Source organism: Ectothiorhodospiraceae bacterium 2226, from assembly GCA_013348725.1.
Lineage (GTDB): Bacteria > Pseudomonadota > Gammaproteobacteria.
This window is the reverse complement of sequence record CP054689.1, coordinates 943,460-964,997: the sequence shown is the minus strand read 5'-3', so window position 1 is coordinate 964,997 and position 21,538 is coordinate 943,460. Positions and strand designations below refer to the sequence as shown.

24 protein-coding genes, 1 other RNA gene and 2 riboswitches are annotated in these 21,538 nt (G+C 68.9%); of the genes, 18 read left to right on the top strand and 7 right to left on the bottom strand.

Annotation, left to right across the window (positions count from 1 at the left end; genetic code table 11):
* Positions 1-114 precede the first annotated feature (114 nt).
* Genes HUS23_04585 through HUS23_04575 form a run of 3 tightly spaced genes read right to left on the bottom strand, consistent with a single transcriptional unit; the run spans position 115 to position 1,636 of the window.
* A complete protein-coding gene (locus HUS23_04585; protein QKT03131.1) occupies positions 115-447 on the bottom strand; it encodes a hypothetical protein in 333 nt (110 codons plus the stop codon).
* Positions 448-488: 41 nt separating this feature from the next.
* The gene (locus HUS23_04580; protein ID QKT03130.1) at positions 489-1,172 is read right to left on the bottom strand and encodes a glutathione S-transferase family protein; all 684 of its coding nucleotides are present in this window, start codon (positions 1,170-1,172) and stop codon (positions 489-491) included.
* Positions 1,169-1,636 (bottom strand): EVE domain-containing protein, encoded by a 468-nt coding sequence (locus tag HUS23_04575; protein QKT03129.1) that lies wholly within the window; start codon positions 1,634-1,636, stop codon positions 1,169-1,171. Before HUS23_04575 ends, HUS23_04580 begins: the two co-directional genes overlap by 4 nt.
* A 357-nt stretch (positions 1,637-1,993) precedes the next feature.
* Here HUS23_04575 and HUS23_04570 point away from each other — a divergent pair, with 357 nt between their 5' ends.
* Positions 1,994-2,131: a hypothetical protein gene (locus HUS23_04570; protein ID QKT03128.1), complete on the top strand. Its 138-nt coding sequence runs from the start codon at positions 1,994-1,996 to the stop codon at positions 2,129-2,131.
* A 24-nt stretch (positions 2,132-2,155) separates the two neighbouring features.
* Here the strand turns inward: HUS23_04570 and HUS23_04565 are convergent, their stop codons facing one another.
* The 4 genes from HUS23_04565 to HUS23_04550 all read right to left on the bottom strand — a co-directional run bounded on the left by HUS23_04565 (position 2,156) and on the right by HUS23_04550 (position 3,868).
* Positions 2,156-2,779 carry a 5-formyltetrahydrofolate cyclo-ligase gene (locus HUS23_04565; protein QKT03127.1) on the bottom strand — a complete coding sequence of 208 codons (624 nt, stop codon included), beginning with the start codon at positions 2,777-2,779 and terminating at the stop codon, positions 2,156-2,158.
* A 122-nt stretch (positions 2,780-2,901) separates the two neighbouring features.
* A non-coding RNA gene (gene ssrS / locus HUS23_04560) (6S RNA) lies at positions 2,902-3,083 on the bottom strand.
* 237 nt (positions 3,084-3,320) lie between these two features.
* Entirely contained in the window at positions 3,321-3,641 is a 321-nt protein-coding gene (locus HUS23_04555) for a cell division protein ZapA (protein QKT03126.1), read from the bottom strand.
* Positions 3,638-3,868 (bottom strand): TIGR02449 family protein, encoded by a 231-nt coding sequence (locus HUS23_04550; protein QKT04972.1) that lies wholly within the window; start codon positions 3,866-3,868, stop codon positions 3,638-3,640. The genes HUS23_04555 and HUS23_04550 overlap by 4 nt, the downstream gene beginning before the upstream one ends.
* A 241-nt stretch (positions 3,869-4,109) precedes the next feature.
* Here HUS23_04550 and HUS23_04545 point away from each other — a divergent pair, with 241 nt between their 5' ends.
* The 17 genes from HUS23_04545 (at position 4,110) to HUS23_04465 (ending at position 21,531) form a co-directional block, all read left to right on the top strand.
* Positions 4,110-4,379 carry a hypothetical protein gene (locus HUS23_04545; GenBank protein ID QKT03125.1) on the top strand — a complete coding sequence of 90 codons (270 nt, stop codon included), beginning with the start codon at positions 4,110-4,112 and terminating at the stop codon, positions 4,377-4,379.
* The gene (locus HUS23_04540) at positions 4,379-4,942 is read left to right on the top strand and encodes a UPF0149 family protein (protein ID QKT03124.1); all 564 of its coding nucleotides are present in this window, start codon (positions 4,379-4,381) and stop codon (positions 4,940-4,942) included. The genes HUS23_04545 and HUS23_04540 overlap by 1 nt, the downstream gene beginning before the upstream one ends.
* 37 nt (positions 4,943-4,979) lie before the next feature.
* Positions 4,980-6,290, top strand: coding sequence for a Xaa-Pro aminopeptidase (gene pepP / locus HUS23_04535; GenBank protein ID QKT03123.1), 1,311 nt, complete (start codon positions 4,980-4,982; stop codon positions 6,288-6,290).
* 1 nt (position 6,291) lies between these two features.
* Entirely contained in the window at positions 6,292-7,515 is a 1,224-nt protein-coding gene (gene ubiH / locus HUS23_04530) for a 2-octaprenyl-6-methoxyphenyl hydroxylase (protein ID QKT03122.1), read from the top strand.
* Entirely contained in the window at positions 7,512-8,768 is a 1,257-nt protein-coding gene (locus tag HUS23_04525) for a UbiH/UbiF/VisC/COQ6 family ubiquinone biosynthesis hydroxylase (GenBank protein QKT03121.1), read from the top strand. Before ubiH ends, HUS23_04525 begins: the two co-directional genes overlap by 4 nt.
* A 118-nt stretch (positions 8,769-8,886) precedes the next feature.
* Positions 8,887-9,903, top strand: a complete 1,017-nt coding sequence (locus tag HUS23_04520) for a Fe(3+) ABC transporter substrate-binding protein (protein QKT03120.1) — start codon at positions 8,887-8,889, stop codon at positions 9,901-9,903.
* Positions 9,904-10,007: 104 nt separating this feature from the next.
* Positions 10,008-11,663 carry an iron ABC transporter permease gene (locus HUS23_04515; protein QKT04970.1) on the top strand — a complete coding sequence of 552 codons (1,656 nt, stop codon included), beginning with the start codon at positions 10,008-10,010 and terminating at the stop codon, positions 11,661-11,663.
* Positions 11,653-12,765 (top strand): ABC transporter ATP-binding protein, encoded by a 1,113-nt coding sequence (locus HUS23_04510; GenBank protein QKT04971.1) that lies wholly within the window; start codon positions 11,653-11,655, stop codon positions 12,763-12,765. The genes HUS23_04515 and HUS23_04510 overlap by 11 nt, the downstream gene beginning before the upstream one ends.
* Positions 12,766-12,856: 91 nt before the next feature.
* A riboswitch (glycine riboswitch) is annotated at positions 12,857-12,954 on the top strand.
* 12 nt (positions 12,955-12,966) lie between these two features.
* Positions 12,967-13,052, top strand: a riboswitch (glycine riboswitch).
* A 69-nt stretch (positions 13,053-13,121) separates the two neighbouring features.
* On the top strand, positions 13,122-14,039 hold the full coding sequence (gene lipA / locus HUS23_04505; GenBank protein QKT03119.1) for a lipoyl synthase: 918 nt from the start codon (positions 13,122-13,124) through the stop codon (positions 14,037-14,039).
* Positions 14,040-14,072: 33 nt separating this feature from the next.
* A complete protein-coding gene (gene gcvT / locus HUS23_04500) occupies positions 14,073-15,164 on the top strand; it encodes a glycine cleavage system aminomethyltransferase GcvT (GenBank protein QKT03118.1) in 1,092 nt (363 codons plus the stop codon).
* A gap of 26 nt (positions 15,165-15,190) precedes the next feature.
* Positions 15,191-15,586 carry a glycine cleavage system protein GcvH gene (gene gcvH / locus HUS23_04495; GenBank protein QKT03117.1) on the top strand — a complete coding sequence of 132 codons (396 nt, stop codon included), beginning with the start codon at positions 15,191-15,193 and terminating at the stop codon, positions 15,584-15,586.
* A 34-nt stretch (positions 15,587-15,620) separates the two neighbouring features.
* Positions 15,621-16,997 carry an aminomethyl-transferring glycine dehydrogenase subunit GcvPA gene (gcvPA, locus tag HUS23_04490; GenBank protein ID QKT03116.1) on the top strand — a complete coding sequence of 459 codons (1,377 nt, stop codon included), beginning with the start codon at positions 15,621-15,623 and terminating at the stop codon, positions 16,995-16,997.
* An 86-nt stretch (positions 16,998-17,083) separates the two neighbouring features.
* A complete protein-coding gene (tpx, locus tag HUS23_04485) occupies positions 17,084-17,587 on the top strand; it encodes a thiol peroxidase (protein ID QKT03115.1) in 504 nt (167 codons plus the stop codon).
* 59 nt (positions 17,588-17,646) lie between these two features.
* Entirely contained in the window at positions 17,647-18,606 is a 960-nt protein-coding gene (locus HUS23_04480) for an MBL fold metallo-hydrolase (protein QKT03114.1), read from the top strand.
* A 65-nt stretch (positions 18,607-18,671) separates the two neighbouring features.
* Complete coding sequence (gene gcvPB, locus HUS23_04475) at positions 18,672-20,126, top strand: aminomethyl-transferring glycine dehydrogenase subunit GcvPB (GenBank protein ID QKT03113.1); 1,455 nt, start codon at positions 18,672-18,674, stop codon at positions 20,124-20,126.
* Positions 20,127-20,143: 17 nt separating this feature from the next.
* On the top strand, positions 20,144-20,500 hold the full coding sequence (locus HUS23_04470) for a diacylglycerol kinase (protein ID QKT04969.1): 357 nt from the start codon (positions 20,144-20,146) through the stop codon (positions 20,498-20,500).
* A 98-nt stretch (positions 20,501-20,598) separates the two neighbouring features.
* A complete protein-coding gene (locus tag HUS23_04465; protein ID QKT03112.1) occupies positions 20,599-21,531 on the top strand; it encodes a carbohydrate kinase family protein in 933 nt (310 codons plus the stop codon).
* Positions 21,532-21,538: the final 7 nt, after the last annotated feature.

Below are 21,538 nucleotides of genomic sequence, written 5' to 3'. Positions count from 1 at the left end.
AACGGGGACAGCGCCGGCGCGTCCCGACTCCTGGTAATGACAGCATAGTTCGCGCGGGCGGGGGCGCGTCGGGGCGGCCGGCGGCGATTGACGCGCCGCCGCCGCATAGGGGGATCAGCCTTGCTTAAGGCGTAGGGCCTCGTCGTTGAAGGCGGCGTCGATCGCCTGCACCAACTGCTCGAGCTTGCGAAAGCCCTCCACCGGCGCGTCGTCGGCCATGTATTTGAGGCGCATCGGGCCGAGCGAGGCGATCACCGAGGCGCGCTCCAACGGACAATCCACCTCGGGGCGCTCGCAGCGCGCAGCGATGGCCCGCACGATCTCGCCGACGATGGGATCGCCGTGCGTGCCGTCCTGGGCCTTCGCCAGCGTCTCGGCAGGATCCCCCTCCAGCACCGGAAACTGTAAATGCCCGTTCATCTGCTGCAACAACTCACCTAGCGTCATGACTACTCCCGTCGGTTGACTCTGGAACAGGCGCCGCGCGCTCAGCCGCCCCGGCTCGCCAGCCCGGCGCCCAGGTCGGCGCCACAGGCCCGTTCCACTCGCTTGAAATAATACATCAGCTCGATGGGCAGGCTGACCCCGTCCAGCAATTGCAGCGGGTGCAGATCGGCGGTGAGGACCAGATCGGCAATCGAGAGCGTGCCGAGGTAGTAGCCGTTGCGCGCCAGGTGACGCGCAAGCTCGGGCAAGCGGCTGAGGCGCGCGAGCTGCTCGTAGCCCGCATAGCGATCATTGGCCAGCGCCTCCACCCCCATGCCGAAGCGCCGTTCCACCTCCGCCTTGTAGGCGGCGAGGGTGGTCTCGTGGCCGGCGACGTCGTGATAGGCGGGCGCCAGCGGCGCGTAGAGCCGCGCCAGGATCGGCTCGGCCCGTTCGCGCCAAGTGCGCAGGGCCTGCCAGGCGTCGGCATCGACGATCTCCGCGCGCAGCGCGGGTGCCTGCGGAAACAGCTCATCGACGCGCCACAGGATGTCCCAGGCGTCGCCGAGCCGCGTGCCCTCGTCCAGTTCCAGCAGCGGCACCGCCCGTGCCACGCCGAGTTCGAAGAAGGTGTCGTCATCGTCGTAGCTCAGCGGCCGATCGTCGAAGGACACCCCCTTGCAGTGCAAGGCGAGCCACACCCGGCGCGCCTCGTGCGAAGACCAGAAGTGGTACAGGGTGGTCACTCCGCGTGCTCCAAGGAGAGAATGAACCGCCATTGCTCTGGAGTGACCGGCATCACCGAGAGGCGGTTGCCCCGCCGCACCAGCGGCATGTCCGCCAATTCGGGGCGCGCCTTGAGTTCCTCCAGGCTGATGACGCGCGCGAGTTTGCGCTTGAGGCGCACGTCGACCATGTACCAGCGAGGCTTCTCCGGGTCGCTGGCGGGATCGTAGTACTTGCACTCGGGGTCAAAGGCCGTGTGGTCGGGGTAGCCCTCGCGGGCCACCTCGGCGATACCGACGATGCCCGGGACCTTGCAGTTGGAGTGATAGAAAAAGATCTGGTCGCCAACCTTCATCTGGTCGCGCAGCATGTTGCGGGCTTGGTAATTACGCACACCGTCCCAGGGTTCGGTCTGATCGGGGCGCTCCGCCAGGTGATCGATGCCGAACACGTCCGGTTCGCTCTTCATCAGCCAGTAGTTCATCGTCCATCCTTCATCGACGCGTGACCCTCGTCACACATTTCGTGGCGCACCATTATCCGACCCCGCCTCGGGCTTGCAAGCTACAAAAAAAACCCGTTGAATCAGGGGTCCGGGCCCGAATGGCAGTCAGCGGGAGGCGCGGACCGCCATTCAACGTCGGGCGGCGAGAGCCGACCCGTCGCGTCTTCGTCCGGAGCATTCCAAGGAGGAGGGTAGGTAGCACGGTCGGCAGCGGCCGAGCGGACGCGCTGTTGGAGGCGGCGCGGCCCGCCGCCCGGTAGTAGCGCCGCGTCACGGTCGTCGCATCGAGCCAAGGTTCGGTTCGGCCTGCCGACGAACGATTTATCGGGGGAGACAATGAGAAAAAAACGCAGACCCGATCTCATGCTGATCTTGGTCGTCGCGATCGGCTGCGGGGTGCTGGTGACCGGCTTCCTGCAGGACCATCTGGCCGGATCGCCGGCGGTGGCCGCGGCCGGTCCGTTGGAAGGCTGAGCGCCGCGCGCGCAAGGCGCGGCGTCAGAACAGCCGCGCGCCCTGCTCTGTCACGACCGCCGCCAGGGGGACGTCCCACGGCTGGCGTGGCAGGGCGGGTACCTCCTGAAACTCATACGCAAGTCCCGCCAGCAGCGGTCGCCGCCAGTGGTGCCGTTGCAGCAGATAGGCCAGCGTCCGATCGTAGAACCCGCCCCCCATACCCAAGCGCCCACCCTGTCGGTCGAAGCCCACCAGCGGCGCGAGCACCAAATCCAGCCCCCACGGCGGCACCGCGCTTGCCAGCCGCGCCGGCGGCTCCTCGATCCCGAAGCGGTTCGCCACCAGCCGGTCGCCGGGTCGATAGGGCGTAAACCATAGCCGGTTGGCGCCCAGCGGGCGCAGCACGGGCAGATAGACCCGCTTACCCATGGCCCACGCCCGCGCCATCAGCGGAGCGGGATCCATCTCACCCTCGTGCGCCAGATAAAACGCGATCCGTCGGCTGCGCAGAAACAGCGAATGTTGGGCGAAGCGGCGGGCCGCCGCTTCGCCCGCGAGGCGCCGCTCGCGCGCGGACAGGGCGCGGCGTCGCGCACGCAAGGCCCGCCGCAGTTGGGCACGCCCTTCGTCTTGCGTGAGCTGGTCGGTGAGGTCGGTGGGATGCATGGCCGTCGCTGTCGCTTATCTCTGTTCCAGCACAGCGTGCCGCAAAAAGTCGGCTAGCGGAACCGCGTCGCGCAGTGGCGGTCAGGCAGGCGGGCGGCAAGGGGGGTCAGAATAAGAAGAGGACACCCCCGCAGTGCCGTGGCGACCATCGTCCTTGAACCAGCGGTTCAAGTGGGAGCCGTAGCCGGCGCGTTAGGCTTTCCGCTGCGCGGCGGACCTGCACACGGCGCCGGTTTTCGGATCCCGGGGTATGGAATTAGGCTCAAGAAAATACCCGGTCCGCTCACGAACACCACAGTAGGTGTCCATGGGCAAACTGTAGCGGATTTGACCGGAAGAAGACCACCGAAATTTGCCCGGTAACGCGAATTGAGGGGACGAAATGAAGCCATTCTGGATGCGCCAGGTCACGCAGAGCGACCAGTGTGTTTTCGCTTTGCTTCGTGATCAACGGCTTGGGGCCGTTGTTCGCGGCGACACATCTGTGTGCCGCGGGAAGCTCCGGATGGATGCCGAAAACCAGGATTCTCCGACAGGCCGCTCAGCCGTCGGTGCGGGCCGCGCGCTGCAGGGCCGCGTCGATGCGTTCGCCGAGGGCGTTCAGGCGCGCGTCGAGCACCGGATCCGCCGTGGCGCCCTTGTCGCCGCGCTCCACCAGCAACTCGTGCGCGATGTTCAGTGCCGCCATCACCGCGATGCGGTCCAGGCCCATCGGTTTGCCACCGGCCCGGATCTCGCGCATCTTCTGATCGAGGTACAGCGATGCGCGGCGCAGCCCGTCCTGCTCCGCTTCGGGGCAGCCGACCAAGTATTCCTTGTCGAGCAGGCGTACCGAGACCGCCCGCGTGGTGTCGTCCTTCATCCTTCCTGCTCCATGGCGCGCAGACGGGTAATCATCGCTTCCACGCGGCTGCGCGCAAGCTCTGCCTTCTCGATGAGCTGGGCACGCTCGGCCACCAAGGCCTGTTCACGCTCGCGCAAGAACTGATTCTCCATGGCGAGCCGATCGAGTTGGCTCAGCAGTGCATCGACCTGCGCCTCGAGGCGGGCAAGGCTCGGCGTTTTGGGTTGTGGGCTGAATTCGGGCATGGCATCGGTCGGCGGGCATGGACGCTGACCCCATACTAGAACCGGCTGCGCGGCGCGGTCAATGCGCAGCGCCACGCGGCCTCGGTTTTCGCTCAGGAGGTTGAGGGCGTAAGCTCAAGCGTTCGCCGAGGTTCGCCCCCGCCTTGCAGGCCACCCGAGGCCGTGGGCCTGCGATAAACGGGGCGCAGCCTTTATACTAGTCGCCTACTTGGAGGTAATCGTGTCGGCAGGACCCGCTACCATGCAGCCCCAACCCACCGTCATCGAAGGCACCACGCACCACGGTAAGCCGTGCCGCGTCGTGGACAACACCGGCGAGATCGATGCGCAGGAGCTGCGCGTGGTGCTGGAGGCGCTGATCGCCGAGCGCCGCTTCGGCCTCGGCGGCTTGTCCGCGGCGGGCGGCAACACCATCACGATCGGTGAGCCGGTGCTGTCGCATGCGCAGTTCGGCGACAAGCTGTACCGGTTGCTGTTATTTCCCTACGAATTGCGGATCGAGAGTTTCTGATGAGCGAACCCGATTTCGATCACGTCGCCGGCGCCCTCGAACGCCTGGGCGGCGAGGTCCCGGCCGCCGAGGTGCATGGCACCTTGTGTGGCATGATCTGCGCGCGCGGCGCGGTCGAACCCGAGGCCTGGTTGGCAGACGTGGCGGGCGCCGCGCAGGCGGGCGACCTGCTCGGGCAGGACGATCGACGCACGTTGCTGGCCCTGCACCGCGCCACGTCCGGCCAGCTCGCCGACCCGGAGCTCGGCTTTGCGCCGCTGCTCCCGCCCGACGAGGCGCGCCTCGCCGCGCGCACCGAGGCCCTCGGCGACTGGTGCCAGGGCTTTTTGTTCGGACTGACGCGCGACGGGGCGCGCGATCTGAAGCGTCTGCCCGAGCAGTCCATGGAGGTGGTGAAGGATCTAGTCAACATCGCGCGTGTGACGGAGTATGAACAGCACGAGCGCGAGGAAGACGAGGCCGCCTTCGTCGAGATCGTCGAGTACGTGCGCATGGGGGTGCTCTTGATCAACGAGGAGTTGAACCCGACCCCGACGGACGCGAAGCAGCCGCGGCTGCACTAACCGCGGCGCGGCCCACTTGTCGGAATTACGGAGAGCCATGCTGGCCAAAGAACACGCGCGGCGCCGCAAGCGCCTGATGCAGATGATGGGCGAAGGGGCGGTCGCGATCCTGCCCGCCGCGCCGCAGCGCCCGCGCAACCGCGACGTGCATTTCCCCTATCGCCAGGACAGCGACTTCCACTATCTGACCGGGTTTCCCGAGCCGGAGGCGGTGGCGGTGCTTGCGCCGGGGCGCGAGCACGGCGAGTACCTCCTGTTCTGCCGCGAACGCGATCCCGAGCGCGAGATCTGGGACGGGCGGCGCGCGGGGCAGGAAGGTGCGGTGGCCGACTACGGCGCGGACGATTCCTTCCCTATCGACGATATCGACGACATCCTGCCCGGCATCCTCGAGCGGAGCGAGCGGGTGTACTATACGATGGGCGTGCACCACGACTTCGACCAGCTGTTGATCGGGTGGATCAACCGCTTGCGCAGTCAGGGCCGCGCCGGGGTGCACGCGCCCGACACGCTGGTCGCGCTCGATCACTTGCTGCACGACATGCGCCTGTACAAGAGCGCCGCCGAGATCAAGCTGATGCGCCATGCGGCGGAGGTCTCGGCGCGAGCGCACGCGCGCGCCATGCAGCAGTGCCGGCCGGGCCTGTACGAGTATCAGGTCGAGGCCGAACTGCTGCACGAATTCGGCATGGGCGGCTGCCGGGTGGCGGCCTATCCGTCCATCGTCGGGGGCGGCGCGAACGCCTGCATTCTGCATTACATCGACAATGCCGAGGAGCTGCGTGACGGCGAGCTGCTGCTGATCGACGCGGGCGCGGAGTACGAGTGCTACGCCAGCGACATCACCCGCACCTTTCCGGTCAACGGGCGCTTCAGCGCCGAGCAGCGCGCGGTCTACGAGGTCGTGCTGGCGGCACAACTGGCCGCGATCGAGGCGGTGCGGCCCGGTAATCACTGGAACACCCCGCACGAGGCGGCGGTGCGGGTGCTCACCGAAGGGCTGGTGGATCTGGGCCTGCTGCACGGCGCGCCGGAGCACTTGATCGAGGAGCAGGCCTACCGGCGCTTCTATATGCACCGCACCGGCCACTGGCTGGGCATGGACGTGCACGATGTCGGCGACTACAAGGTCGACGGCGAGTGGCGCGTGCTGGAGCCCGGCATGGTGATGACCGTCGAGCCCGGTCTGTACATCAGCGCCGGCAGCGAGGGCGTGGACGAGCGGTGGTGGAACATCGGCGTGCGCATCGAGGATGACGTGCTGGTTACCCGCACGGGGCACGACATCCTGTCCAAGGATGCCCCCAAACAGCCCGACGAGATCGAGGCCTTGATGGCCGGCTCCTGACGTGGCACAACCCACACCCTATGACGTGGCGGTGATCGGCGGCGGCCTGGTGGGCGCCGCGCTCGGCTGCGCGCTGGGCGGCGCGGGAGTGCGCACGGCGGTGGTCGAGGCGGTACCGCTGGGCGTGGCCGGTCAGCCGAGCTACGACGACCGTGCGAGCGCGGTGGCCGAGGGCTCGCGGCGTATCCTCGAGGGCGTCGGCGTCTGGCGCGAGGTGCAGGCGGTCGGCGCTTACCCCATTCGCCGCATTCACGTCTCCGACCGCGGCGGCTTCGGTAAGACGCGCCTGGAGGCGGCCGACAGCGGCCTCGACGCCTACGGCTACGTGGTCGAGAACCGGGTGCTGGGCGGCGCCTTCAAGGCCGGTTTGGAGCGCGGCGGCGCGCAGGTGGATCTGCTGGCACCGGCGCGGGTTGAGGGGCTGGTGCAGGACGCGGCGGGCGCCGTGCTGCGCCTCGATCAGGGGCGCGAGTTGCGCGCGCGCTTGGTGGTGCTGGCCGACGGCGGCCGGTCCGGCCTGCGCGAACGGCTCGGGGTGCCGCTGGCGATCACCGAGTACGGCCAGACCGCGGTCATCGCCAACGTGAGCCCGGCGCGCCCGCATCAGGACACCGCCTACGAACGCTTCACCGACAGCGGCCCGCTGGCCCTGCTGCCGCTGGGGCCGCGCCGCTGCTCGCTGGTGTGGACGGTGCGCAGCGCCGATGCCCCCGCGCTGCTCGCGCTCGACGAGGCCGGTTTCGCCGCCGCGCTGCAGGCGCGTTTCGGCGAGCGCCTCGGGCGCTTCGAGCGGGTCGGCGCGCGGGCGCATTACCCGCTGCAGCGGGTGGTGGCGGGCGAACCCGGCCGCGGCCGCGTGGTCATCATCGGCAATGCCGCGCACAGTCTGCATCCGGTGGCCGGGCAGGGGTTGAACCTCGGGCTGCGCGATGCGGCGGTACTGGCGGAGTTGGTGGTGGATGCGCAGCGTGCCGGGCGGGACGTCGGCGGCGAGGCGCTGCTGGAGGAGTTCGCACGCTGGCGCCGACTGGATCAGTGGGCCGTGAGCGGCTTCACCGACGCGCTGGTGCGCGTGTTTTCCACCCCGTTTCCGCCGCTGGCCCACGCGCGCGGGCTGGGGCTGCTGGCACTGGACCTGTTGCCGCCGCTCAAGCGCACCCTCAGCCGTCAGGCCATGGGGCTGAGCGGGCGCTTGCCGCGTCTCGCGCGAGGGCTGCCGCTATGATCAACAGTGCGACACAGGGCCTGTACGAATACGACGTCATCATCGTGGGCGGCAGTCTGGTGGGCGCCGCGGTGGCCTGTGCCCTCGGCGGGAGTACCGACCTGCGCATCGCGGTGGTGGAGCCGCAGCCGCCCGTGACGCCCGCCGCTACAGCCGCCGGCAAGGACGGCTTCGACCTGCGCGTCAGTGCCATCACCCCCGCCTCGCAACGCATTCTGCGCGGGGTGGGCGCCTGGCCGGCCATCGAGGCGGCGCGCCTCGCGCCGTTCCACCACATGCACGTGTGGGATGCGGGCGGTAACGGCGAGATCCACTTCGACTGCGCCGACCTCGGCGAGCCCCTGCTCGGCTACATCATCGAGAACCGCGTGGTGCAGCACGCGCTGCATGCGCGCATGCAGGCGCTGCCCAATATCGACCTCTACAGCCCCGCACGGCTCACCAAGCTCGCTTGGGACGCCGCCCACATGCAGATCACCCTCGAGGATGGGCGCCACCTGAGCGCGCAGCTGGTGGTGGGTGCCGACGGCGCCAACTCCACCGTGCGCGACAAGGCCGGTATCAGCGTGCGCGGCTGGGAGTACAACCAGCGCGCGGTGGTGACGACCGTGCGCACCGAACGGCCGCACCAGGATACCGCTTGGCAGCGCTTCCTGCCCGAGGGCCCGCTGGCCTTCCTGCCGCTGCCCTCGGGCTACAGTTCCATCGTGTGGAGTACCACACCGGCGCGCGCGGCCGAGCTGCTGGCGCTGGAGGAGGAGCCGTTCGCCGCCGCACTGGCCGAGGCCTTCGAGCATCGCCTCGGGCGCGTCCTGGAAGTCGGTCCCCGCGCCAGCTTCCCGCTGCGCACCCTGCACGCCAACGCCTACGTGCGCCCGCGCCTCGCGCTGGTGGGTGATGCCGCGCACGCCATTCATCCGCTGGCGGGGCAGGGCGTCAACCTCGGCTTCGCGGACGCCGCCTGCCTCGCCGAGGTGCTGATCGAGGCGATCCAGAAACGCCAAAGCCTCGGCTCCATCGCCGTGCTGCGTCGCTACGAGCGCTGGCGCAAGGGCGAGAACCTCGCCATGCTCGCCGCCATGGACGGCTTCAAGCGGGTGTTCGGCAGCGAGCTACCGGCGGTGCGCTGGGTGCGTTCGCTGGGGCTGAACCTCACCCACGCGGTGCTGCCGGTGAAGAACCTGCTCATGCGCCACGCCATGGGCTTGGCGGGCGAACCCTCCCGTCTGGCGCGCGGCGAGCCGCTAGCTTAGTACCGTCGCGCTTGAGAGCAACTGGCGTTGCAAAGCTAAACGCTAACCATTCTTATTTACATCCTTGCTGTGCTGCATTACCCTTATTGCCCTCGACTACCCGACTAAGGGCTGACGTATGCGCAAGTTATTGGTGATCGCCTTGGGCCTGCTGCTGGCGGCGGGCGCGTTCGCCGCCGCGGCACAGGAAGTGAACGTCTATTCCGCCCGCCAGGAGGTGCTGATCAAGCCCCTCATGGATCGGTTTACCGCAGAGACCGGCATCCGGGTGAACCTGGTGGCCGGGCGGGCCGATGCCCTGGTCCAGCGCCTGCAGAGCGAGGGCCGCAACACGCGCGCCGACGTGCTGCTCACGGTGGATGCCGGCAACCTCAACCGCGCCATGGAGCTCGAGTTGTTCCAGCCGGTGCAGTCCGAGCTTCTTGCGCAGGCCGTGCCGGCTCATTTGCGCGATGCGGACGGCCGCTGGTTCGCGCTCTCGATGCGCGCCCGCCCCATCGTGTACGCCCGCGATCGGGTGGATCCGAACGAGATCACGGGCTACGCCGACCTCGCCGACGAGCGCTGGCGCCGCCGGGTGTGCGTGCGCTCCTCGGACAATGTGTACAACCAGTCGCTGGTCGCGGCGATGATCGCCACGCAGGGGGCGGAGGCGGCCGAGCAGTGGGTACGCGGTCTGGTGCGTAACTTCGCCCGCCCGCCACGCGGCGGCGACCGCGATCAGATCAAGGCGGTGGCGGCGGGCCAGTGCGACCTCACGCTGGTCAACACCTACTACCTCGCCGCCATGCGCGCCGATGCGGCGGCGGACGAGCGCGCAGCGGCGCAGCGCGTGGGCATCATCTGGCCGGACCAGGACGGGCAGGGCGTGCACATCAACGTGAGCGGTGCGGGCGTCACGCGCCACGCGCCGAACCGCGACAACGCGCAGCGCCTGCTGGAGTTTCTGGTGAGCGAGGAGGCCCAGCGCTGGTACGCCGAGACCAATCATGAATACCCGGTGCGCCCCGGCGTGCCGGTGAGCGCGGCGCTGCGCGAGTTCGGTGACTTCAAGGCCGAAGAGGTGCCGCTGGCCACCTTGGGACGCTACAACGCGGAGGCGGTGCGCCTGATGGACCGCGCAGGTTGGCGCTGATGCGCCCGCTGAGCAGGCGTTAGCGGGTGCGGGATCCGGAGCTGGTCCTGGACGACGCACGAGGAGGCGCGCCCGCCGATCGGTGGGCGCGCCTCAAGGCGTGGCTGCGCCCGCACCCGGGCAAGCTCGGGGCGTACGGCATCGGCGTCCTACTGACGGCGCTGCTGCTGGCCGCGCCGATTCTGTACATCTTCAGCTACGTGTTCCAGCCGGCCGGCGAGGTGTGGCAGCACCTCGCCGACACGGTGCTGCAGGAGTATGTGCTCAATTCGCTGTGGCTGATGCTCGGCGTGGGCGCCGGCACCCTGGTGCTGGGGGTCGGCACGGCCTGGCTCACCACCCTCTGCGAGTTCCCCGGGCGGCGGGTGTTCCAGTGGGCGCTGCTGCTGCCGATGGCGGTGCCGGCCTACATCATCGCCTACACCTACACCGGCCTGCTGGACTTCGCCGGGCCGGTGCAGACTTACCTGCGCGAGTGGTTCGACTGGGGCTTCGGCGATTACTGGTTTCCCGAGATCCGATCCCTGCCCGGCGCGATCGTGATGCTCTCGCTGGTGCTCTACCCCTACGTCTATCTCCTCGCGCGCGCGGCCTTCCTGGAGCAGTCGGTGTGTGTGCTGGAAGTCAGCCGTACCCTCGGCTGCGGACCGTGGCGCGGCTTCTTCACCGTGGCCCTGCCGCTCGCGCGCCCCGCCATCATCGCCGGACTCACCCTGGCGCTGATGGAGGCGCTGGCCGACTTCGGCACGGTGCAGTACTTCGGCGTGAATACCTTCACCACCGGTATCTTCCGCACCTGGTTCGGCTTGGGCGACAGCGGCGCGGCGGCGCAACTCGCGGCGCTCTTGATGACCTTCGTGCTGGTGCTGATCGTGCTCGAGCGTTGGTCGCGTCGTCAGGCCCGCTACCACCACACCACGCAGCGCTATCGCGAGCTGCCGCGCTACCCGCTGCGCGGTTGGACCGCCGCCGGGGCGCTCGCGGCCTGCGTGTTGCCGCTCGCGTTCGGGTTCTTGATTCCCGGCGGACAGCTCGCGGTGTGGGGTTTCGCCACCTACGGCGAGACGCTGGATGCTCAATTCTTCGTGCTGGTGCGCAACAGCGTGCTGCTCGCCGCGGGGGCCGCGCTGATCGCACTCGCGCTGGCGCTGTTCCTGGCCTACGGCAAACGCTTGCACGGCGCCCGTTCGGTGGCCGCCGCGGTGCGCATCGCCGGCATGGGCTACGCGGTGCCGGGCATGGTGATCGCGGTAGGGGTGATGCTGCCCTTCGCCTGGATCGACAACACGGTCGACGCCTGGATGCGCGCGCAATTCGGCATCTCCACCGGGCTGCTATTGTCCGGCACCCTGGTGGCCCTGCTGTTCGCGTACACGGTGCGCTTTCTGGCGGTGGCGCTGCATACGGTGGACGCGGCGCTCGGCAAGATACGCCCATCGATGGACGACGCCGCGCGCTCGCTCGGCTGGCGTCCGACCCAGGTGCTGGGGCGTATCCACCTGCCGATCATGCGGGGCAGCCTGCTCACCGCGCTGCTGCTGGTGTTCGTGGATGTGCTCAAGGAACTGCCCGCGACGCTGGTGCTGCGCCCCTTCAACTTCAACACCCTGGCGGTGCGCGCCTTCGAGCTGGCCTCCGATGAGATGCTCGCCCAGTCGGCCACCGCCGCGCTGGCCATCGTGCTCGCCGGGCTGCTACCGGTTATCCTGTTGAGCCGTTCCATCAACCGCTCGAGGCCGGGGTTTGCCAATGTTGCTTGAGGTGCGCGGGGTGTCCATCGGCTACGCCGGCAAGGTCGTGGTGCACGACGTCTCGCTGGGGCTCAAGCCCGGCGCGCTCGGCTGCCTGCTCGGCCCGAGCGGCTGCGGCAAAACCACGCTGCTGCGCGCCATCGCGGGCTTCGAGCCGGTGATGGCGGGCGAGATCGTGCTGCACGGGCGCAGCGTGAGCCGCCCCGGCTCGACCCTGCCCCCGGAGCGCCGGCGCGTCGGCATGGTGTTCCAGGACCTCGCGCTGTTTCCGCACCTTACGGTGAGCGACAACATCGCCTTTGGGCTGCGGGGCGAGCGCGCGGCCGCGCGGCGCGCGCGGGTCGAGGAGCTCCTGACCCTGGTCGGCCTCGCCGGTTACGGCGGCCAATACCCGCACCAGCTCTCCGGCGGTCAGCAGCAGCGCGTGGCGCTGGCGCGCGCCATGGCGCCGCGCCCCGACCTGCTGCTGCTCGACGAGCCGTTCTCCAGCATGGACGTGGAGCTGCGCGAGAAGCTCGCGCGCGAGGTGCGCGAGATCCTCAAGCAGGACGGGCTCACCGCGCTGCTGGTCACGCACGATCAGTTCGAGGCGTTCGCCATCGCGGACGAGATCGGGGTGATGCACCAGGGTCGCCTGGTGCAGTGGGACAGCGCCTACAACCTCTACCACGAACCGGCCGACCGTTTCGTGGCCGATTTCATCGGGCAGGGGGTGATGCTGCGCGGCACGGTGCTGAACGACCGGCAAGTGGAGATCGAACTCGGCATCGTGGACGGCGTGGTGCCGCGCGGCTGTGAGAAGGGCTGCCCGGTGGACGTGCTGGTGCGCCCCGATGACATCCAGCACGATGACGACAGCCCGCTGATGGCCGAGGTCAGTGCCAAGGCCTTCCGCGGCGCGGAGTTCCTGTACACCCTTACCCTCGCCAGCGGCGCGCGCGTCCTGTGCTTCGCGCCCAGTCATCACAACCACGCCATCGGCGAACGCATCGGCATCCGCGTGATGATCGACCACGTGGTGATGTTTCCGGTGCAGCAGCCGCGGCGCGAACGTGCCGCCGCCCATCGAGCGCCCCCAACCCCTGTTCCGCGGGCCGATGCTGACGCTTGATCGAGGTCTTGGTCGTGCCCGTGCACGCCGCCCGCGAGGGCTCCCGCCATCTTGGTTTCGGGGTCGGCGACGGGTATAGTAGGCGGCTCAGCTCGACCCCGTGGGAGAGTGCGGCCGCGCGCAGCGCCGGCCGCCGCCGAAGGCGCAACCCGCCCGGAATCGCTCAGGCACCCGGACCTCGGGGGACGGAACGCACGTTCCAAAGCTGACTCTGGAGAGCGGTCGCCCGTCCCGGGTGATCCACCGAAGGGGCTCAAGCTCTCAGGTGCAAGGACAGAGGGGCGGCGCCGGTATCCGGCGTCGCCCTTTTTCTTTGGTGTCGCCGGCCTCCGCCCGCGGCCCTTGTGCAGGATGCTATGGCCTATACGCCCGCGAAGTTCATCCCGGTGTTCGACCACTCGGCGCAACCGAACGTGGCGCGCATGCCGGCCTGGATCCGCCAGTCGCTCGGCGACCACGCGCACTACGGCGTGACCGAGCGCGCGGTGCGCGACGGCGCGCTGCATACGGTGTGCGAGGAGGCGCGCTGCCCCAACCGCGGTGAATGCTGGAGCCGCGGCACCGCCACCTTCATGCTGCTGGGCGATACCTGCACCCGCGCCTGCGGTTTCTGCGCGGTGCGCACTGGCCGCCCCGCGGCCGCCGATCAGGCCGAACCCGAGCGGGTGGCCGAGGCGGTGGCGCGCATGGGGCTCGACTACGTGGTGCTCACCTCGGTCAACCGCGACGACCTGCCCGACGGCGGCGCCGGCATCTTCGCCGCCACGCTGCGCGCGCTGCAGACCCGCCGCCCGGACATTGGTCTGGAAGTGCTCACCCCCGATTTTCGCGCCTGCCAGGACGCGGCCGTGGCTGCGCTGGACGCCGCCGTCGCGCCCGGCGCGCCGCGCGTGCGCCTGGTGTGGGGGCACAACGTCGAGACCGTGCCCTCCCTCTACCGCACCGTGCGCAAGGGCTCCGACTACCGCCGCTCGCTCGCGCTGCTCGAGCGCGCCGCGCGTCTGCCCGGCGTGGAGGCGAAGTCGGCCCTCATGCTGGGGCTCGGCGAGCGCGAGGACGAGGTGCACGCGGTGCTGGCCGACCTGCGCGCGGCCGGGGTGGCGCGCCTCGCGCTGGGCCAGTATCTGCGCCCTACACGTTTTCACCTGCCGGTGCGCGAGTACATCGCGCCCGACCAATTCGCACGTTACGCCGAGCACGCGCGCGACCTCGGCTTTCGCTGGGTGAAGGCGGGCCCGCTGGTGCGCTCCTCCTACCACGCCGAAAGCGCCTGAGCTGCGACACAGCCGCGACACAAAGGAAAGCCCATGGGAAACCGCACGCCGCTGTATGACACCCACGTCGAGGCCGGTGCCAAGATGATCGATTTCGGTGGTTGGGACATGCCCATCCACTACGGCTCGCAGATCGAGGAGCACCATGCGGTGCGCCGCGACGCGGGCATGTTCGACGTCTCGCACATGACCATCGTCGACCTCACGGGCGCGCAGGCACGCCCGTTCCTTGCGCACCTGCTCGCCAACGACGTGGCCAAGCTGCAGGAGAGCGGGCGCGCCCTGTACAGCTGCATGCTGAATGAGCAGGGCGGCGTGATCGACGATCTGATCGTGTACTACCTGCGCGAGGACTGGTTCCGCCTGGTGGTCAACGCGGCCACGCGCGACAAGGACCTCGCCTGGATCACGCGCCACGCGCAGCCGTTCGGCGTGGACGTGCAGGAGCGACGCGAACTCGCGCTGCTCGCGGTGCAGGGGCCCGAGGCGCGCGCCAAGGCCCATCGGGTGATCGGCGCGGCGCCGGCCGACTTGAAGCCGTTCTGGGCCCTGCCGATGGACGACAGCTTCGTGGCGCGTACCGGTTACACCGGCGAGGACGGTTACGAGATCATGTTGCCCGCCGAGCGGGCGGTGAGCGTCTGGCAGGCGCTGGCGGCCGAGGGCGTGCGCCCCATCGGCCTCGGCGCACGCGACACGCTGCGCCTGGAGGCGGGCATGAACCTCTACGGGGCCGACATGGACGAGACCACCACGCCCTATCAAGCCAATCTGGGCTGGACCGTCGCGCTGGGCGACGCGTCGGCGGGCGAGGCGCGCGACTTCATCGGCCGAGCGGCGTTGCTGGCCCAGCGCGAGCGGGGCATCCCGCACCGCATGATCGCCCTGGTGTTGCAGGACAAGGGCGTGCTGCGCAACCACCAGAAGGTGCTGGTGGACGGCCGCGAAGTGGGTGAGATCACCAGCGGTAGCTTTTCGCCCACCCTGGGGCGCGCCATCGCCCTGGCGCGCGTGGCGCGCGAGGCCGACGGCCCGTTCACGGTGGACGTGCGCGGTCGCGCGCTGAGCGCCAAGCTCGTGAAGCCGCCCTTCGTGCGCCACGGCAAGATTTGCATCGAACTGTAATCCGCACTCATCCCGAGGAGTCTCCCATGAGCAACGTGCCGCAAGAGCTGCGCTACACCAAATCCCACGAGTGGGTGCGTCCGATGGACGACGGAACCGTCGTGATCGGCATCACCGATCATGCCCAGGACCTGCTGGGCGATATGGTGTTCGTCGAGACGCCCGCGGTCGGCCGCGAAGTCACCGCCGGCGAAGACTGCGCCGTGGTCGAGTCGGTCAAGGCCGCCTCCGACGTGTACAGCCCGCTGGCGGGTGAGGTCGTGGAGAGCAACGAGTCGCTGTCCGACGCCCCCGAGCGCGTGAACCAGGACCCCTACGGCGAGGGCTGGCTGTTTCGCCTGCGTCCGAGCGACGCCGACGCGCTGGCGCAGCTGATGGACGCCGACGCCTACACCGCCCTGGTCGCCGCCGAGTCCCACTGACGCGCCGCCCCCCGCGCACCCTCAAGGACCATCCATGCCGTTCATACCGCATACCGAGGACGAAGTACGCCGCATGCTGGCGACCATCGGGGTCGATAGCATCGAGCAGTTGTTCGAGGAGATCCCGGCCGAGTTGCGTGCCGGGCCGCTCACGCAGGTGCCGCCGGGCCTGTCGGAGATGGAGTTGACGCGCCTGATGCGCGAGCGCGCGCGCCAGGACGGTCAGCCGCTGAGCTTTCTCGGCGCGGGCGCCTACGAGCACCACATCCCGGCTGCGGTGTGGGAGATCACCACGCGCGGGGAGTTCTACAGCGCCTATACCCCCTACCAGGCCGAGGCCAGCCAGGGCACGCTGCAGCTCCTGTACGAATTCCAGACCATGATGACCGGCCTGACCGGCATGGACGTCTCCAACGCCTCGCTGTACGACGGCGCCTCGGCGCTCGCTGAGGCGGTACTGATGTCGGTGCGCGCCAACCGGCGCAATACCAGCCGCCGCATCCTGGTGCCGAGCACGGTGCACCCGACTTACCGCAAGGTGGTGCACACCATCGTGCGCAACCAGGGCTTCACCCTGGAGACCGTGGCCTACGACCGCAAGGGCGGCTACATCGACCCCGACACGCTGCCCGCCGAGCCGGGCGAGTTCGCGGCGCTGGTCATCCCGCAGCCGAATTTCTTCGGGGTGCTGGAAGAGGTCGACGCGCTCACCGATTGGGCCCACCGCCACAACGCCTTGGTGATCGGTCTGGTCAACCCCACCGCGCTCGCGCTGTTGAAGCCGCCGGGCGAGTGGGGCGCCAACGGCGCCGACATCGTGTGCGGCGAGGGCCAGCCGCTCGGCGTGCCCTTGTCCTCGGGCGGGCCGTACTTCGGTTTCATGTGCTGTCGCAAGGAGCACGTGCGCCAGATGCCGGGGCGCATCGTGGGCAAGACCGTGGACCTCGACGGCAAGACCGGCTATGCGCTCACCCTGCAGGCGCGCGAGCAGCACATCCGCCGCTCCAAGGCGACGTCCAACATCTGCACCAACCAGGGTCTGCTGGTGACCGCCGCCACCATCTACCTCAGTCTGCTCGGTCCGGCGGGCCTGGAGAGCGTGGCGCGCAGCGCCCATGCCAACACGCGCGCGCTGATCGAGCGGCTCACCGCGCTGGAGGGCGTGGAGACGGTGTTCGAGCGCCCGGTGTTCCACGAGGCGGTGCTGCGCCTGCCGCGCCCCGTCGCCGAGGTGCTGGGCGCGCTGGAGGCGCAGGACGTGGTGGGCGGATATCCCCTCGGGCAGGACTATCCCGAGCTCGAGAACTGCCTGCTGGTGTGCGCCACCGAGGTGCGCGGCCAGGAGGACATCGAGGCCTACGGTCAGCACCTGGAGCGCATTTTCGCGCACCTGGCGGCCCCGACGAGCTAACGCCCGAGAGCAGGTCCGACGCTTGCGCGGGGGTACCAGCCCCTGTGCGGCATCGGGACAAGCACATGACGCAACAAGGAGAACCCATGGCGACCATTACCCTCAAGGGCAACCCCATCCACACCAACGGGGAACTGCCGGCGGTCGGCGCCCAGGCGCCCGACTTCCGCCTCACCGACAAGGATCTCAAGGACGTGTCGTTGGCCGATTTCAGGGGCCGAAAGAAGCTGCTCAACATCGTGCCGAGTCTGGATACCCCGGTCTGCGCCACCTCCACGCGCAAGTTCCACGAACTGGCGAAGGGCGGCGAGGCCGATGCGCTGATGTTGATGATCTCGGCCGACCTGCCTTTCGCCCAGACGCGTTTCTGCGCGGGTGCGGACCTCGATCACGTGGTCACGCTGTCGATGATGCGCGACCGCCGCTTCGCCGAGGACTACGGCGTACTGATCACCGACGGGCCGCTCGCCGGGGTGACGGCGCGCGCGGTGGTGGTGCTGGACGAGCAGGACAAGGTGCTGCACGCCGAGTTGGTGTCCGAGATCGCGCAGGAACCCGATTACGCGCGCGCGATGAAGGCCTTGGGGTAAGCTGTCGACACGAGAGGCGGGGCGCGGGCGCCGTCCGTTCGACTGCAGGAGGTCAGATCATGCGATTGAATGTTTACCAAGGTGCGGCGGTGCTGGTGCTCCTGGCGTTGAGTCTGGCGGTGCAGGCCAAGCCGGCCACCGTCGACGATTACGAGATGAGCGCGCAGGAGATCGCGCCGAATGTGTACGCCGTGCTCACGCCCTCGCGCGACTTCCCCAGCGCCGAGAACCTCGGTTGGAACGCCAACATGGCCTTCGTCGTGACCGAGGAGGGCGTGCTGGTGTTCGACACCGGCTCGTCGGAGGTCATCGGCGAGGCCATCCTGCGCACTATCCGTACCGTGACCGAGGCGCCGATCCGCTGGATCGTCAATTCCCACAGTCATGGCGATCACTGGCTGGGCAACGCCGCCGTCGCGGAGGACGGCACCGAGATCCTCGCCTCGGCCAGGACGCGCGAGTTGATCGAGAACGACGGCCTGGAGTGGGTGCGCCGCTTCAACGACATGACCGAAGGCGCCACCGGCGACTCGCGCGTGCTGCCGCCCAACGTCACGGTGAGCGACAACAGCGCGCGGGACTTCGGCGGCGTGCGCGGCGAGTTCTACCTCTCCCCGCACGGCCATTCGCCCGGCGATCTGGTGTTGTGGCTGCCCGAGCAGCGTGTGCTGCTGGCCGGCGACGTGGTCTACCAGGGCCGCATCGCGGGCACCTTCGATGCGGACTTCCAAGGCTGGATCGCGTTGCTCGAGGTGCTCGAGGCGCTCGGCGCCGAGGTGGTGGTGCCGGGCCACGGCGACGTGACCGAGGGCGAGGCCGTCGCCCGCCAGCGCGCGTATTTCGAGCGCCTGTGGGCAGTCGTGGAAGAGGGCTTCGACGAGGGCCTGCCGGACTTCGAAATCGCACCGCGGGTGCGCGAGCAGATGGCCGAATTCGAGACCTACTACCCGGATCTGCAGGAAGGCATCGGCGCGAGCGTCTCGCACGCCTACCTGCAGGTCGAGGCCGCCGCGTTCTGAGACCCCTACGCCCCCGCCCGCGCGGCGGGGGCCCTTCAAGAGTTATGACTTCGTCGAGGAGACGTATGCTGATCTTCGAGCAAAGCCAGGCCGGCCGCACCAACGCCGCCCAGGTACCGCTGGACGCCCCGGCGGCGGACGATATTCCCGCCCATCTGCGGCGTAGCGCGCCGCCGCGTCTGCCCGAGGTGTCGGAGTTGCAGACGGTGCGCCATTACACGCGCCTGTCGCAGAAGAACTTCTCCATCGACACGCACTTCTACCCGCTCGGCTCGTGCACCATGAAGTACAACCCGCGCGGCTGCAATTCGCTGGCCATGTTGCCGGGGCTGGTCGGTCGCCACCCGGGCGGCCCGGACCGGCTCGGCCAGGGGTTCATGGCCTGCATGTATGAGCTGCAGGAGATCCTCAAGGACGTCACCGGCATGAAGGGCGTCTCACTCACGCCGATGGCGGGCGCGCAGGGCGAGTTCGCCGGCGTCGCCATGATCCGCGCCTATCACGAGGCGCGTGGCGACGAGGCGCGCACCGAGATCATCGTGCCGGATGCGGCGCACGGCACCAATCCGGCGACGGCGGTGATGTGCGGCTACAAGGTGCGCGAGATCCCCACCGACGCCCAGGGCGACGTGGACCTCGAAGCGCTGCGCGCCGCGGTGGGTCCGCAGACCGCGGGCATCATGCTCACCAACCCCTCCACCCTGGGCGTGTTCGAGCGTCGCATCATGGAGATCGCGCGCATCGTGCACGAGGCGGGCGGGCTGCTGTACTACGACGGCGCCAACCTGAACGCCATCCTCGGCAAGGTGAAGCCCGGCGACATGGGCTTCGACGTGATCCACATGAACCTGCACAAGACCTTCTCCACGCCCCACGGCGGCGGCGGGCCGGGCGCCGGTCCGGTGGGGGTGAGCGAGCGCCTGGTGCCCTATCTGCCCATCCCCATTGTGGACAAGACCGCGAGCGGCACCTACCGCTGGCTCACCGAGCAGGACCGCCCGCAGTCTATCGGTCGCCTGTCGACCTATATGGGCAACGCCGGGGTGTTGCTGCGCGCCTATGTGTATGCGCGCCTGCTCGGGCGCGAGGGCATGGCGCGGGTCGCCGACTACGCGACGCTGAACGCCAATTACCTGATGGCGCGCCTCAAGGCGGCCGGCTTCGACATGGCCTACCCGAAGCGGCGCGCGACGCACGAGTTCATCCTCACCCTCAAGCGCCAGGCCAAGGAGCACGACGCCACGGCGATGGACTTCGCCAAGCGGCTGCTGGATTACGGCTTCCATGCGCCGACCACTTATTTCCCGTTGCTGGTGCCCGAGTGCCTGCTCATCGAGCCGACCGAGACCGAAGCCATGGACGCCTTGGACGCCTTCGTGGACGCGATGGTGGCCATCCTGGGCGAGGCGCGGGAGAACGTGGAGACCTTGAAGGGCGCCCCCTACACGCTGCCCGTGCGGCGCCTGGACGACGTGCGCGCGGCGCGCGAGCTCGATCTGGCCTGGCAGCCCGTCCCGTGAGCGAACTGCCGTCGGAGTTGCGCAAGCCGCCGCATGAACTGCGCCGGCTGGCCAACGCCACGCGCTATTCCTGGCAAGGGTTGAGGGCGGCGTTTCGCCACGAGCGGGCCTTCCGTCTGGAAGTGGTGGCGGCCGCGGTGCTGTTGCCGCTCGCCGTTTGGCTGGGGGAGGGGCCGTTGGAGCGGGCGCTGCTGGTGGCGGTGGTGCTGCTGGTGATGGTGGCCGAATTGCTCAACTCGGCGGTGGAAGCGACCGTTAACCGCATAGGTACCGAGCACCATCCATTGGCGGGGCGCGCCAAAGATCTCGGCTCGGCGGCGGTGTTCGTGAGCGTCGTCCTCGCCGGGGCCGTCTGGCTGTTGATCCTGTTGTAGGCACGCGCTGCACGCCTGTGCGGCGCCCACGGGTGGCCTACACCCGTTCGGGCGCCGGCTCGCGCCATGCACCGAAGAAAAAACCTGAAGGAGAATCGATGACCGCGCTGATTTGCGGCTCCATGGCCTATGACACCATCATGGTGTTCCACGACCGCTTCAAGAATCACATCCTGCCGGAGCAGGTCCATATCCTGAACGTGTCCTTTCTGGTGCCCGACATGCGGCGCGAGTTCGGCGGCTGCGCGGGCAACATCGCCTATAACCTAAACCTGCTGGGCGGTGACGGCGTGCCCATGGGCACGGTCGGCGAGGACTTCACCCCCTACGCGGGCTGGCTCGATGAGTGCGGCATCTCGCGCGCGTATTTGAGGGTCATTCCCGAGTCCTACACCGGTCAGGCCTTCATCACCACCGACATGGACGACAACCAGATCACCGCCTTCCATCCGGGGGCGATGAACCACTCGCACGAGGTGCGCGTGAGCGACGCGCAGGACATCAGTATCGGCATCGTCTCGCCCGACGGGCGCCAGGGCATGCTCGACCACGCGCGCCAGTTCGCCGAGGCCGGCATCCCGTTCATTTTCGATCCCGGCCAGGGCATGCCGCTGTTCGACGGCGCCGCCCTGCTGGGCTTCATCGAGCAGGCGACCTGGGTGGCGCTGAACGATTACGAGGCGCAGCTGCTCGCCGAGCGCACCGGGGTGAGCCTGGAGAAGCTGGCGCAGCGGGTGGAGGCGATGGTCGTCACGCGGGGGGCCCACGGCTCCACCATCTACGCCGGCGGGCGGGAGTATGACATCCCCGTCGCGCCGCCCCAGGTGGTGCGCGATCCGACCGGCTGCGGCGACGCCTACCGCGCCGGCCTGCTGTACGGGTTGATGCGCGACATGGACTGGAAGACCACCGGCCGTGTCGCCGCGCTGATGGGCAGCATCAAGATCGAGCATCACGGCACCCAGAACCACAGCGTCACGCCCGAGGCCTTCGCCGAGCGGTTCGCGGAGACCTTCGGTTACCGCTTCTGAGGCGTCG